Here is a 13,606-nt window from a genome sequence, read left to right on the forward strand (position 1 = left end):
AATTGCGTTCAGGCGCGTTTGGCGAGCAGACGGTAGAGTGCAGATGCCGGCAGGATGCGTTTAAGGATCGCGCCGATCCTGGCCGGCACTGTTACCACATAATGCGGGCGCGGGCGCCGCGACAGAAGCGCATGGTGCAAGGCGGCATAAACCACCTCCGGCCCGGGCTTCAGCCGCGACGTGCTGCCGCCGGCCCGCAGCCGTTTGAGTTGCGCCGCATAGGCGAGGCGATGAACGGAATTCTCGTGATCGATATTCGCCAGGAACCATGCGAGGCTGTTGCTGGCGATCTTCGATTTTACCGGCCCCGGCTCGATCAGCGAAACATGGATGCCGCTACCCCGGAGTTCTTGATAGAGGGACAGCATCAGCCCTTCGATAGCGTGCTTCGATGCCGAGTAGGCGCCGCGAAAAGGCACCGGCGCGAGGCCGAGGATCGATGAGCAATGAACGAGACGGCCATGGCCCTGGCGGCGCATCACCGGTACGACGCGGCGAGTGAGATCATGCCAGCCAAAGACATTGGCCTCGAACTGCTGCCGCAAAGCCTCGACCGGCAGGTCCTCGACGGCGCCGGGCTGTCCGTATGCGCCATTGTTGAAGAGCGCATCGAGCCGGCCGCCGGTCCGTTCCAGCACCGACGTCACCAGCGCCTCGATCGATCCGGGCTCGGTGTAGTCCAGATAGAAGGCCTCAATGCCGTCGGCCTCGAGCGCGGCGATATCCTCGGGCTTTCGGGCCGTTGCGAACACCCGCCAGCCTTCCTTCTTAAGAGCATGGGCGCAATAGGCGCCTATACCGGAAGAGGCACCTGTGACAATGATGGTGCGCAACTCTTCTCCGGGAGGAATGGTGGTTTGACCTAGGGTTGTCATTTACTGCAAACCCTTCCCATATTCGCGGCGTCCGGACAATCGAAGGGAACGCGGTTCTTGTTGCGGAAGATCGTAGCCCTTAAACGCGTCCTCTACGACGCGCTCGGCCATTTCAACACCGACGACGGCTGGGCAATGGCCAGCCATCTGGCGATCACCGCGCTGATGGCGCTTTTTCCTTTCCTGATCTTCGCTACGACGCTGGCGAGTTTTTTCGGCGCGCAGGCCTTCGCCGACACCGCCGTGCACCTTGTGTTCGACACATGGCCCGAGCAGATCGCCAAACCGATCGCACGCGAAGTGCTCAACGTCCTTACCGTTAGGCGCAGCGACCTGTTGACGTACGGTATCGTGCTTGCCGGATACTTCGCCTCGAACGGCATCGAGGCGCTGCGCACTTCGCTCAACCGCGCCTATCGTGTCTCGGAAACGCGGGGCATCATCTACCGGCGGGTGCAGAGCATCATCTTCGTGCTGATCGCGACGGCCGGGTTTTTGGCGATCAGCGTACTGCTGGTCTTCGCGCCGTTGCTGGCACGGCTGGCCGAGTCGCATTTCGAATGGATAAAGCCCTACATGGGCACGATCACGCTGTGGCGTTACGTCATCGCCTCGGTCGTCATCATCGGCGGCCTGTTCGCCGTGCATTTCTGGTTGCCGGCCGGCAAGCGCCGCTTCGTTTCGATCGTGCCTGGCATCATCTTCACGCTGATCGGCTGGCTTATCGGGTCGACCATCTTCGCCGCCTATCTCGATCATTTCTCGTCCTATGTGACGACCTATGCCGGCCTCGCCTCGATCATGATCGCCGTCGTATTCCTCTATATCGTCTCGGCGATCTTCATCCTCGGTGGCGAGCTCAACGCCGCGATCAGCCGCTATTTAGAGGCGCGTGCGAGAGTCGGCTGAGTTAAGCATGATCTTTTCCGAAAACCGGTTCCCACTTTTTGGGATCATGCTTTTGGCGGCTGAGCGGTCGCCAGCCCGACGCCGAGCGTCGCGATTGCCATGCCGGCGATCTGGAGCGGGCTCAACTGCTCACCGAACAATGCCCAGGCGATGACCGCGGTGACGGCCGGCACGAGGTAAAACAGCGAGGCGACCTTCGACATCTCGCCGTCGCGGATCATCACCATCAACAGGAAGATGGCGCCGATCGATAGCACCAGCACGAGCCAGGCCATGGCGAAAATCAGTTCGCCGTTGACGATGACCGTTCGGGTCTCGAAGGCGAACGAGGCCAGAGCCATCACCGATGCGCCGCCGACATATTGCCAGAACGTGGCAGCCACCAGATCGCCGCCGGAGGCGAAACGCTTCTGCCAGATCGTGCCCGCACTCATGCCGAGTACGGAGACCAGCGAGGCGCCCAGTGTTTCGGCCGTCACCCCGCCGCCGAGCGCGCCGAGCTTCGGCCAGAGCACGATTACCACGCCGATCAACCCGAGACCGAGACCGGCCCAGTGGCGCGGCAGGATGGCCTCGCCCAGAAGCCGGCCGGCGAGCACTGCCGTGATCAGCGGCTGAAGGCCGACGATCAGGGCTGAAAGCCCAGCGGGAATGCCCCGGTGGATGGCCCAGAACACGCCGCCGAGATAGACCCCATGCATCAGGATGCCGGCGCCGGTCGCGTGCAGCGCCTCATCACGGGTGGCGCGGCTCGAACCTAATGCGGCCATCAAAGCGACAAGCAGGATTGCGGCCAGGACAAAGCGCGCGGCCAGGAAAGTAAAGGGCTCCGCCCACGGCATGGCATAGCGCGCGCCGATGAAGCCGGTCGCCCACAGGACGACGAAAGAGGCGGGGATGAACCGCTTGAGGCTGTGCATTTTCAGGAGGCCGCGGTGAATTCGGGTGAGGGATCGACTGCGGCGACTGCTTAATGCCGTTCGGGCCGGCAAGCAAAACCAAACGGTTGATCCATAGAGTCATTTGAATTGAAGGAGCGCCATTGATGGCCGTCAGCTCGCCGGTCTAGCTAGAGACCGACCAGCCGCCTAACATCGTCGGGCGAGGCGCCCGCCGCACGCTGGGCGGCAAGGCTGGTATCGCCAAGACTCTTCGACAGTTTTCGTCCGTCCGGGCCGAGGATCAGGCGATGGTGAAAATAGGCCGGCTGCGGCAGGCCAAGCAGCTGCTGAAGCAGCCGCTGCACGCTGGTCGCGGAATAAAGATCCTGGCCGCGCACGACATGGCTGACGCCCTGCAGCGCGTCATCCACGGTGACGGCGAGGTGATAGCTGGTCGGGATTTCGCGGCGCGCCACGACCACATCGCCCCACTCCTGCGGATGGGCTTCGACACGACGCGTCGCGGAGAGCGTCTCGTCCGTGTATTCGGCCCATGACAGGTCCTTGCCGGCACGAGCCATTGCCGCATTGACGTCCAGCCGCCAGGCAAATGGCACATTTTCGGCGATGCGCCGTTTGCGTTCGCTCGCCGGCAGTGCTTTGTCGGCGGCGGGATAGAGCGGCACGCCGTCCGGGTCGCGCGGCCAGTCGCGGCCGCGCTTTTCGCTGTCGGCGATGAAGGCGCGGATCTCACTTCTGCTCATGAAGGCCGGATAGACAAGCTCCGCTTCGATCAACCGCTCGAGCATCGCCCGATATTCGGCAAAATGCTCGGACTGGCGGCGCACCGGTTCCTCCCAGCCAAGCCCCAGCCATTTCAGATCGCGAAAAATGCCTGCCTCGAATTCCGGCGTGCAGCGCGTCGTGTCGATGTCCTCGATGCGCAGCAGCAGGCGTCCGCCCGCCGCCTTTGCCAATTTCTGATTGAGCAGCGCCGAATAGGCATGGCCGAGATGCAGTTCGCCGTTCGGGCTCGGCGCGAAGCGGAATGTCAGCAGTGTCATTGTCCGGCGGGCAATCGGGTTGTGCGGCGCTTTCGCCAATTGCTACTTTGCGCCGGCAGCGTCGTGCGTCCAGAGGGACACGTGACGAAACGTGCGGCACTTTTGATTTTGGAATAAGCAGACATGCAACGCATCGCCAGCCTCGACGACATTGCGCAAGGGCTGGATAGGCTATGCTTGCTCGACCCACGCCTGGAAAAAGTGCGCGGCATGGCCGGCGAGGTGCCGCTCAGGCTGTCGGAGCCGGGGTTCAGGAGCCTTGCTTCCATCGTCGTTTCGCAACAAGTGTCCCGCGCGAGCGCCGATGCCATCTTCGGCCGCCTGACGGAACTGCTCGATCCGCTGACGCCGCAGGCGATCCTTGCCGCCGATGAGGCGATCTTTCGCAACGCGGGACTATCGCGGCCCAAGCAGCGCGGACTGATTGCCGTCGCCCAGGCGGTGGCCGACGGGCTCGACCTCGATCACCTCTGCCGGCTCGATGCAAGCGAGGCTATCGCGGCCATGACCAGGGTGCCGGGCATCGGCCCGTGGACGGCTGAAGTCTACCTTTTGTCTGCCGCCGGACACCCGGACATCTTTCCGGCGCGCGACGTTGCATTGCAGAGCGCGGTCGGCCATGCGCTCGGCATCGACCCGCGTCCGCCGGAGAAAATGCTGATCCGGCTTGCCGAATCATGGAGCCCGTGGCGCGGTGTCGCATCGCGGCTTTTCTGGGCTTATTATCGCGAATTGAAGGGCAGGGATGCCGCGCCTCCGGCCTGAATCCGCAAAAAAGCATTGAAATCATGCGTTTTTGAGACCCGGCATGATCGACAATCCGCTTCACATCCCTGTCATGTCGGGCTTACAGTATCCGCGTCGACCGGTTCTAGGGTGAAGGAGGTCAACGACGTGACGGTTGCCGTATCTCCGGATGGGCTTCCAGCGCTGGTGCTGAATGCGGATTACCGTCCGCTCAGCTATTACCCCCTGTCGCTCTGGTCCTGGCAGGATGCCATCAAGGCGGTGTTCCTCGAGAGGGTGAACATCGTCGCCGAATACGAACACGCCGTCTCTTCGCCGACCTTTTCGATGAAGCTGCCGAGCGTCGTCAGCCTGAAGGCTTACGTGAAGCCGTCGAGGCATCCGGCATTTACCCGTTTCAACGTCTTTCTGCGCGACCGTTTCCAGTGCCAATATTGCGGCACACCGGACGATCTGACGTTCGACCATGTCATTCCTCGCCATCGCGGCGGCGCCACGACCTGGGAGAATGTCGTCGCTGCCTGCTCGCCCTGCAATCTGAGGAAGGGCGGCATGATGCCGGCCCACGCCAAGATGTGGCCGCTGCAGAAGCCCTACCAGCCGACGGTGCATGATTTGCATAATAACGGCCGGCTGTTCCCGCCCAACCATCTGCACCAAAGCTGGATGGATTATCTGTACTGGGATGTCGAACTCGAACCATAGAGTTCGGCAGAAATCCGCCATGCCGGTCGGCTGACGCAGCTTTCTACGCTTCCGGCCTTCGCCGGCCGAAGCATTCATGAGCGGTCGTGGCGTGGTAGTCACTCCGGCCTGACGAATTTCTGAACGAATTCTGCGTTGTGCCACTCAGTCGCGGGCAAAGGCGCCGCGGAACGCGACGGCGGCGAGGACAAAGCTGGCGATGGCATTCCAGCCCGCCAGCGACAGGCCGAGGATGCGGACCGCCGCCTTGTCGCAGGAAGGCGGGACGAATTTGTCGAGCGCGTCGAGCACGCCCTTGCCGCCGGTGTCCACCGGCCCTGCGGCTGCGGTGCAATCGGTCGGGCCCGGCCACCACCCCCATTCGACGCCGGAGTGATAAACGCCGAGATAGACGCCGTAGAGCATCAGCAGGCCGCCAATGGCCAGCAGGCCACGGCTTACCCAGGCTGGCGCCCGAAGCGCCGACGCAAGCACCGCCAGCAGCATCAAGGGCACGCCGACGTAGTAAGGCGTGCGCTGCTCGAGGCAGAGCTTGCAGGGGATGTAGCCGCCGAGATACTGGAAGGCCAGCGCCGAGCCGACCGTGGCGGCCATGGCGACGGCTAGAAACAGGGCGGTGCGCAGCCGCTGGCGTCCGGTATCGGCATTCACGGTCGCTGTCATCGGGCTCAGTCCGTTCGGTTCGATGCCGTTCAGACGGCGTATTTGACGACGATATAGAGCAAAATCAGGGCAGCGGCGCCGGCGCCCGCAATCTGGCCAAGGCGCTTTTCGATGAAGTGGCGGATCGACTCGCCATAGCGGCGCAACAGCCATGCGAGAAACAGGAAGCGAGCACCGCGCGCCGCGATTGCCAGCACGATGAACAGCAGCAAAGGAACACCGATGACGCCCGACAGGATCGTCACAACCTTGATCGGCGGCAGATGGGCGAGGCCGGAGGTGACCAGCATCAGGATGATGAAGCCGACACCCGATGAGACGCGCATCGCTTCGAACTCGTCATATTTGCCATAAAATTCGAGGATCGGCCGCGCCACCGCATCATAGGCATAATGGCCGATGAACCAGCCGGCGATGCCGCCCAGCACCGAGGCGACGGTGGCGACCAGCGCGTAACGATAGGCGCGATCCGGCCGCGACAGCGCCATCGGCAGATAGAGGACGTCGGCCGGCACCAGGAACACCGAACTCTCGACGAAGGCGATGAAGGCCAGCCACCATTCGGCGGATTTGCTCGCCGCCAGCGACAAGGTCCAGTCGTAAAGTCCGCGAAGCATCGGCACTCCTAATGCACGCCCAAACCAGAAGCGGTCTTGGGATCACGACATGTACAAACAAGACTTGGAAGCGCCCCGCATCAACCTCGTCGGACAAGGTGCGCTTCAATGACATGCGCCGCCTGTCTAGAAAGATTTTCCGCGCTGCACAATGGCAGCTGCTTCACGAAATCGAAAGGCTGAGGCTTGAGCGAGCCGAGATGTCGGGATTTGGCCAGTTGACGAACAGGCCTCCAACCGTATAGTCCGCGCCCATCCAGGCCGCTCGGCCTGAGCCCCTATGGCGGAATTGGTAGACGCGCTCGACTCAAAAACCGGTTTGTCTACCATGCGACGGAGTGCCGCGAGACACCGAACCAGTAGAAAAGTCAACAGCTTAATAAATCAGGCCCCCGTTCCTCAAAGCCGCGCAAAGTCGTCTAGGCGCAAAATAGGAGCGCGTCCAAAACTGCTCGCGGTGCCAATGGCGTTCAGAAGGCATCGTGGACGAGGCTGATGCACGACTTCGGCACTAACCACCAGCCTGCTGCGCTGCCATCCTATGATCGTCGGTGGAGCTCGTAGAGCCATCTTTCCCCATTGTGCAGTCAATCAATCCGGCGGGCAAGTGTGCGTTGCAACGGAAGATGAGAGCTTAAGCATATATCGTCGGCTGGCAGGTCGACGGCAATGTCCCTATGACTGTCAGCCCTCGCCGCGCATCTTCAGCGCCGCGCAAATTCTCGAACCATACGCACTGATGTCCTCGGGGGCGTATAGCCACCGGCGCGCGACCTTGCGCTTCGACGCCCGCAATTGTGGCCGCGAACGTCGCGGTTGTACGGACAAGGGCAATTCCAATGCTCTCGCGGATCATCTGCTCTTTAAGCGTCGGAACAGGCGTCTTGCAATTAAAGGTCTATGCGAACGACATCGTGGCGGCAGTTGTACCACACGTCAGAGCAATCATGTCAGAAAGACTTTTGCATTGCCGGCAAGCAGTATCCTGAAGGAAGCGATTGTCGCCTCATTGTTCATTGATCTCATGGAAATCTAAGTTCCTCAAATTCTAACAGCACTAACTAACAGTTCACAAGCCTTTACTGGGAGATTCAAATCGGGATTTGGAAGGGTGCTCTCGACCTCGCCACATTATTTGGCGTATGATGCACAGGTGTTCCAAGTGCGCTACGTTCTGAAAAGCCGATCCCTGGATCGTGCAGGCGCGCATCGTGTTGATATCTTGGAAATGTCTATAAAAACTTGCGAGCGTTTCGGCAAACGTTGATAGTCAAGCGGTGTGCTGCTGCTCGGTTGCATTCGTGCCAGGAGTTGACCCCATGCCGATCGATGATCCGCAAAATGCCGATGATCCCCTGCCGCCGGCGGATCCGCCAGACGCTGCAGGTGCGGTCCCCGATGCGCAGGTCCCCGACGCACCGGCAGGTGCGACACAGGGCGGCTTGGACATTGACGACAAATTAGATTTCGAAGTGCATTTGCTCGCCATGGGCGCGCTTCGCGGCATAGCAGCCGACATAGCTCACCGCGTGAAATCGCTGGTTGGAAGCGGCTCGAATGCCGCCATTTTGGTAGCCGACAGTTCCGTTGTCTCTGCTATCGCAGACTGGCGGATCATGTCTGGGCGGATAAGCAGTTTGCAAGAAGCGCTGGACGCGTTGCTTTTTGATTTGGAGCCGGTCGAAGAGACTGAGAGCATTGAGTTCGCTGGCGGTATCGGTGGACTGACCAGCGCAATTGGTGCGGTTTCCAACCTGTTGTCGTACTTTGCGGCCGATACCACCTGGAAAGGTCGAGTGGTCGACGTTGCCGGAGCACTACGACCTGCCTTGCTCGGGCAATTGATCGCTCATGACCTTGAGCCTATCGCCGTCGACAGTGCGATGTCGGCCACGCTCGATATGGACGATAAGAACCTGGTTGGGACACTACAGCGCCTCCTGGTTGCCGAGGCTAAGGTTTCTGCGTTGGCGGCCCTCGATGAAGATCCGGCTGTGGTCCCGCCCGCCGAACCCGTGGTCGCTGACGGTGAAAATCTCAACGAAAAAGGCAAGGTCGTCGAAGCCGCGCCGGAGGCAGTCGATGCGACGCCGCCACAAAAGCTTTTGATAGCACGGGCAGCGACGCTTTCGATTGCCGTTAACGAGCTCCTTGCCGATATCAAAGGCGAAACGCTGGGTATGAGATTATTGCTCGCGGCCAGCGAGGCCTGTGCAATCGCAGAAGCCTCCAAGGAAGCATACCTCTTGGAGGCGAACGTCATTCGCGCAGGAGGCCACTACAAGCTCCGAAAGCATCTTCTAACCTATGTTTTCGGCTGCAACGACCTGACGTATAGCGCCGGGGCTGCTGTTGGTTTCTCTCTGACCGACCTCAAGCGTGGTCGCGTCGTGCTTGCCGACACCCTGTTTCATGCGTCGAGCGAAACGCGTTTCGGCGGCGCGACCAAAATGGTCACTCCGAGCAATCTCACTAGCAAAAACGGCGACATCGGACTGAAGGATTTGCCTCTCAGAACGTCCGTGCTGGGCGATAATCGTGCCGAACCGGTCTCGACACCGGGCTCGATCGATTCCGATCATCGCCGGCCCACTCCAAATGGGGGAGATGACGAGGCCGCGGAGACCATCGAGCGCCTCGGCCAGAGGATGGGCGACGATGTCACGGAAGCAGTTTCAAGCTGGCGAGTTGCAGAAAGCCTACGAACGCTCATTAGCCAAATCAACGCCAGGGCACCGAATCGGAGCCGGGCGAGCGACGGCTCGATTGGCGACGCGGCACATCAGACGCGAAACTCGGATCACAATCCGTGGGTGCACGACGGTGCAATGGGAGTAGTCACCGCAATAGACGTGACCAACGATCCAAGAAACGGTTGCAGCGCGGAAATGCTCGCTGAGAGCTTTCGGTCAGCGAAGGATCCGCGCATAAAGTACATTATATGGAATCGCAGAATTGCAAGTTCCGAGGCGATCGGGGGAGGAAAATCGTGGGCGTGGCGGCCATATTCGGGCTCGAACCCGCACAACAAACATATTCACATCTCGGTTAAGCCGGAGAAGGCGTTTTACGATTCTACAGCCGCTTGGCGCATCTGAAGACTACGCTGCGCATTGACGGGGCTGAACATCTAGAGAACTAGCCGAATGCCCTCCTGCGAACAGAATTCGCCGAAGGACTTCCCGCAATAACCCACAGCTCCGCTTGTTAGGGCAAGCAGGTGTGCCCAGTTCGTGCGCGGCCCGTTCCAGCGTCCGCCGTAATGAAGCCCAGCCGCAGTCGTCGGCGTCGATGGGTGCTTGCCTATAACTAGCAGCGGCGCGCCCGAGTTGCCCTTCAACGTTGTAGCGTCATGTGATGCCGTCCACGCCGCCAGCCCATCGCCGCTCGCCGGCAGGCCCGGAGCGAAACGCTTGGCCCCGCCGTCTCCTTCCAATAGCTTGACCAGCACATCAGCGTATTCGGTCCTCAATTGCGTGGGCACCGCTCCGCTGGGATCAGTGGGATAGCCGATCGTGGCAATCGCACCAGCGAAGGCAAAGTCGTCCGGCGATACTCCGCCCAGGTCTAGGCAACGACGTGCTTCATTTCCCACCAGCTTAGACTCTGAGAGATATAGAACGGCAAGATCGAACTTGCTGTGCTCAATCGGACCAATGATCGGTTGCGAGCCTGCGAAGATCACGCCCTTGATTTCTCGTCTGTCGCGGGAGGCGTTGTCCTTTGCCTCTCGGCCGAAATCAACAAATGCGTTCGGCCGAGTTCGGATTTTTCCATTCTCGAATCGAGCGAGGATGTCCGCCACGTGGCGGTTGGTAATGGCGAGCGTTGGGGTTGCAAGGAAAGCAGTGCCGACGAGATCTTCGTCGATTTCCACACGCCCGACGCAGTCAATCACCGCCGAAATGCGCTCCGCATGCGGTTTGAGCCGGGCGGCCCAGTTCTCCGTGTTGTATGAGGAAGCAAAATCAATGGTCCCGTCGCGGACCAAAAAGGACGGTCGTGAACCATCGAAGGCGATGATTGTCTCAAGCGCGTCGCCTTGGTCATCCGATTGAAAATCCGTCGCTGACTCGTCCTCTAGGACGGCAATTGCCTGTTCGCCGGTTATCGCAACGCCGTCGACAGCCTTCATCATCGCGGCATCGCCGCCGAAGCGATCCCTGACGATGCGGCGCATCGCCTCGCGCGCGGCGGCAACGCGATCCATTGGATCGGGGCTGACGGCGCCCTGGAACCCGTCATCGGGAGCAGCTTCCGTCACGCTTGGACCCCGCACAAGAAAATTCCTCCGCAACTGAGTGACTGTCTTGTCTCTGGCCTCGGCTTTCATCTCGACCATATTCGGTGTCTCGCCCATTACGACAGGCCTTTCGGTTCGAGGATGGGTACGTAACTGTTTTGCGTCCTAAACCCCCGCGCCGAGCTCGAATAGGCGAGCTTCGCGCTCACGCCGGTTCTGCAGACCGGGAACGGTCGGCCAGATCCGTTTCATCGAGCGGAACTCATTCGGGATCTTGGAGAATGCCTTGTTCGCCATGTGCGCGCGGATGTTGCGCATCTCCGTAAACCGATCCCCGTCCTTTCGAAACGACGCGCCCCGATTGTAGGTGAGCGAGACAAGAGCTCCCAGCGCATTCGAGTTAAGCAAATTGGTATTAGGCAGACTGTCCTCGACCAGACCCACCCAGCGCGGCATGACCTTGCCGCGATGGACGGATATCGCCGCGTTCCATGGGACATCGACCTTGCCCTTCAGCCCTGCCGCAGCCGCTTTAGCGGGATTGCCGTTGATCCCTACCACGCCGGCCAGCGCCGCAAGTGAGCCAGCCGAGATCGCATCTTGCCAATCGGCGTTCAGTTGCGCCTTGGTTACGTACCCGACATCGTAGCCGATTCCGATTGTGACACCCGAGGCGCCCTGCGGCCAGATCGCGCCACGATATTTCGCCTCATAGGTGGCCTGGCTCGACACCTCAAATTCAATAATCAGGTTGAATGCCCAGTCGGAGATTGGCGTGTTCGATGCTCGGTGCAGTATGTTTGACTCGGTCTCGTTGTTCGCTATCTCATCCTCAATGTTCTGCAGCCACCATGCCGCTCCTTCCCTTTCGGACCTTGCGGCTTCAAGTTCGCTTTCGCTGATCGGCAACTCTTGATCGAAGCCATTGCCATCGGATGGGCTGGAAGTACCTATTTTGTTCTCCATGCTATGCCTCCTCCATGAAAGATTCCGCGAACACACGCTGAGGCCGCGACTGATGTGGTTGCCGTGATGAACGGCAGTAAGGGGTCTGGACGTACAGACAATCGAAGCAGGTGCGGCATCGCAACCGAATTTTGGTTGCCTCTACTGTAAAGCGTCTAATCGACGATGGGAAGGAGCAGCCCTATAAATGGGATCGCCCCTGCGCGGCCGTGCATCTCAACCTTAGCCGGCAGCTAAACGTCTCGCACGATCAAGACCATGCGCGACAGTGACTATGAATCGGCGGCGGATATGTCGCTTCGTCGAATTGCTCTACCTTAGATGGATTAAGCCGCTATACTAGCAGGACCGAGCCTGCTCGTGAGTGAGTATCCCGCGGGAGCGTTGAAGAAGTGAATAGCGCACGTAGTCTTCCTCTTCTGATCGCGCTCGCCGCGATATCTGGCCACGGCAGCACATCGGGCAGTGCCAATCATGCCGCACCGTCCCCTTCGATTGAGCGGCTCGAAGCAATTCGGGCTCGCTATCTCGAGGCCATCCATCGCGAGACGTCGTCACAGGACAACGCCACAACTCAGCTTACGCAATTTCCGAACTTTCCGAACTTTCCGAACTTTCCGAATTTTCCGAATTTCGCGAACTCCCCCAATTTCGGAAACTTCCCCAACTTCCCCAACTTCCCGAACTGGTTCAATGGCTGGAGCAACTTTTGAAAGCCGGGATCTGACCGGCGCCACGCGACTGCTAATCATGCAGCCGACGGCGTTCTGTAACGTCGATTGCGACTATTGCTACCTCCCGCACCGGCACGACCGCCGAATCATGAGTCACGACATCGTCGCTGCTGCGGCGCGCTTCGTCTTTGAAGGAAAATTGAACGCTCCCGATTTCACCGTCGTGTGGCATGCCGGCGAACCCCTAGTCGTTTCACGGTCCTGGTATAGCGAGGCGTTTGCGAGAATAGCGGCTGTAGCCCCTTCAGGCATGGCCATCCCTCACGCCATTCAGACCAACGGAATGCTGATTGATGACGCCTGGTGCGATCTTTTTCTGACGCACGGTGTGCGGGTCGGGGTGAGCATTGACGGTCCGGCCTTCCTACATGATGCGCGCCGCCGCACGCGCTCGGGCAAGGGCACCCACGCCGCGGCGCTCCGCGGTCTGCGGCTCCTCAGGCAACGCGGCGTATCGAGCCGCGTCATCTGTGTGATCACCAATGCAACTTTGCCGCATGCGCGCGAACTGATCGCCTTTTTCCATGATGAGGGCGTTTCGGACCTCGGCTTTAATATCGAGGAGGTGGAGGGCGCGAATACCTCATCGAGCTTGGCCCGTCCTGGCGTGATCGAGGATTTCCGTGCGTTCTTTGAGGTCGTACTGGAAACGGCCGAGAGCGCGAGCCCGCCATTACGAATTCGCGAGTACCAAAACATGCTGGCGATGCTCAAGCATCCGGCCTTTGGCCACTTGAACGCCAATTCCCAGAACATGCCCTTTGCCATGCTGACGGTCGCGACCGGAGGCGAGTTGTTTACCTTCTCGCCGGAACTAGCCGGCCTGTCGCATCAGGGCTACGGCGACTATGTTATCGGCCGCCTGCCCCAGTCGCGTCTTGAAGACGTGCTTGCGGAGCCGGTGCTCCGCAAAATGCTGGACGACATCTGGCAGGGGATAGCGCTCTGCCATCAAAGCTGCGCGTATTTCAACATCTGCCTCGGAGGCTCGCCGGTCAACAAAATGTCGGAATGCGGGGGGTTTGTGGCGACGGAAACGCTCGCCTGCAAGCTGGCCCATCAGGTGATCGCGGACGTTTCGCTTGAACGGCTGGACCGGGAAATTTCGAAGATCGACGCGGGACTCAAGCTTCAGGCCCAATCTGTCCTGTGACCTTCGGCAGACGATGGCTTACAGTTGCACGGGCTGCATCGAAGCAGCT

Annotated in this window: 13 protein-coding genes; 6 read left to right on the forward strand and 7 right to left on the reverse strand. The window is 60.2% G+C overall.

The features are described 5' to 3' along the window. Positions 1-8: 8 nt before the first annotated feature. Positions 9-875 (reverse strand): SDR family oxidoreductase, encoded by an 867-nt coding sequence (locus tag NKH98_RS17705; RefSeq protein ID WP_352505114.1) that lies wholly within the window; start codon positions 873-875, stop codon positions 9-11. Between the two features lie 57 nt (positions 876-932). Here NKH98_RS17705 and NKH98_RS17710 point away from each other — a divergent pair, with 57 nt between their 5' ends. After that, the gene (locus tag NKH98_RS17710; protein WP_254816677.1) at positions 933-1,784 is read left to right on the forward strand and encodes a YihY/virulence factor BrkB family protein; all 852 of its coding nucleotides are present in this window, start codon (positions 933-935) and stop codon (positions 1,782-1,784) included. 44 nt (positions 1,785-1,828) lie between these two features. Here NKH98_RS17710 and NKH98_RS17715 read toward each other — a convergent pair whose 3' ends face one another. Next, a complete protein-coding gene (locus NKH98_RS17715; RefSeq protein WP_352900141.1) occupies positions 1,829-2,704 on the reverse strand; it encodes a DMT family transporter in 876 nt (291 codons plus the stop codon). Positions 2,705-2,853: 149 nt separating this feature from the next. Next, positions 2,854-3,729 carry a tRNA glutamyl-Q(34) synthetase GluQRS gene (gene gluQRS, locus NKH98_RS17720; RefSeq protein ID WP_352900144.1) on the reverse strand — a complete coding sequence of 292 codons (876 nt, stop codon included), beginning with the start codon at positions 3,727-3,729 and terminating at the stop codon, positions 2,854-2,856. A 123-nt stretch (positions 3,730-3,852) separates the two neighbouring features. On the opposite strand from gluQRS, the gene NKH98_RS17725 reads away from it, so the two are divergent. After that, positions 3,853-4,494 (forward strand): DNA-3-methyladenine glycosylase family protein, encoded by a 642-nt coding sequence (locus tag NKH98_RS17725; protein WP_352900145.1) that lies wholly within the window; start codon positions 3,853-3,855, stop codon positions 4,492-4,494. 129 nt (positions 4,495-4,623) lie between these two features. Further along, positions 4,624-5,181 (forward strand): HNH endonuclease, encoded by a 558-nt coding sequence (locus tag NKH98_RS17730; RefSeq protein WP_254816681.1) that lies wholly within the window; start codon positions 4,624-4,626, stop codon positions 5,179-5,181. Positions 5,182-5,325: 144 nt separating this feature from the next. Here NKH98_RS17730 and NKH98_RS17735 read toward each other — a convergent pair whose 3' ends face one another. Together NKH98_RS17735 and NKH98_RS17740 are read right to left on the reverse strand one after the other, a co-directional pair. Then, positions 5,326-5,844 (reverse strand): disulfide bond formation protein B, encoded by a 519-nt coding sequence (locus NKH98_RS17735; RefSeq protein WP_352900147.1) that lies wholly within the window; start codon positions 5,842-5,844, stop codon positions 5,326-5,328. Between the two features lie 29 nt (positions 5,845-5,873). Next, on the reverse strand, positions 5,874-6,461 hold the full coding sequence (locus tag NKH98_RS17740; RefSeq protein WP_352900150.1) for a YqaA family protein: 588 nt from the start codon (positions 6,459-6,461) through the stop codon (positions 5,874-5,876). Between the two features lie 1,319 nt (positions 6,462-7,780). Between NKH98_RS17740 and NKH98_RS17745 the strand changes: the two genes are divergently transcribed. Beyond that, positions 7,781-9,559 carry a hypothetical protein gene (locus tag NKH98_RS17745; protein ID WP_352900153.1) on the forward strand — a complete coding sequence of 593 codons (1,779 nt, stop codon included), beginning with the start codon at positions 7,781-7,783 and terminating at the stop codon, positions 9,557-9,559. A 32-nt stretch (positions 9,560-9,591) separates the two neighbouring features. Here the strand turns inward: NKH98_RS17745 and NKH98_RS17750 are convergent, their stop codons facing one another. Together NKH98_RS17750 and NKH98_RS17755 are read right to left on the reverse strand one after the other, a co-directional pair. Beyond that, on the reverse strand, positions 9,592-10,821 hold the full coding sequence (locus NKH98_RS17750; protein WP_352900156.1) for a trypsin-like serine peptidase: 1,230 nt from the start codon (positions 10,819-10,821) through the stop codon (positions 9,592-9,594). A 48-nt stretch (positions 10,822-10,869) separates the two neighbouring features. Further along, positions 10,870-11,670, reverse strand: coding sequence for a glycoside hydrolase family protein (locus NKH98_RS17755; RefSeq protein WP_352900159.1), 801 nt, complete (start codon positions 11,668-11,670; stop codon positions 10,870-10,872). A gap of 392 nt (positions 11,671-12,062) precedes the next feature. Here NKH98_RS17755 and NKH98_RS17760 point away from each other — a divergent pair, with 392 nt between their 5' ends. Both NKH98_RS17760 and grrM read left to right on the forward strand, forming a co-directional pair. Continuing rightward, positions 12,063-12,383 carry a hypothetical protein gene (locus NKH98_RS17760; protein WP_352900162.1) on the forward strand — a complete coding sequence of 107 codons (321 nt, stop codon included), beginning with the start codon at positions 12,063-12,065 and terminating at the stop codon, positions 12,381-12,383. Then, a complete protein-coding gene (gene grrM, locus NKH98_RS17765; RefSeq protein ID WP_352900165.1) occupies positions 12,364-13,557 on the forward strand; it encodes a cyclophane-forming radical SAM/SPASM peptide maturase GrrM/OscB in 1,194 nt (397 codons plus the stop codon). The genes NKH98_RS17760 and grrM overlap by 20 nt, the downstream gene beginning before the upstream one ends. The last annotated feature ends 49 nt before the right edge of the window (positions 13,558-13,606 follow it).

It is taken from the genome of Mesorhizobium sp. M0833 (assembly GCF_040319905.1).
Taxonomy (GTDB): Bacteria; Pseudomonadota; Alphaproteobacteria; order Rhizobiales; family Rhizobiaceae; genus Mesorhizobium.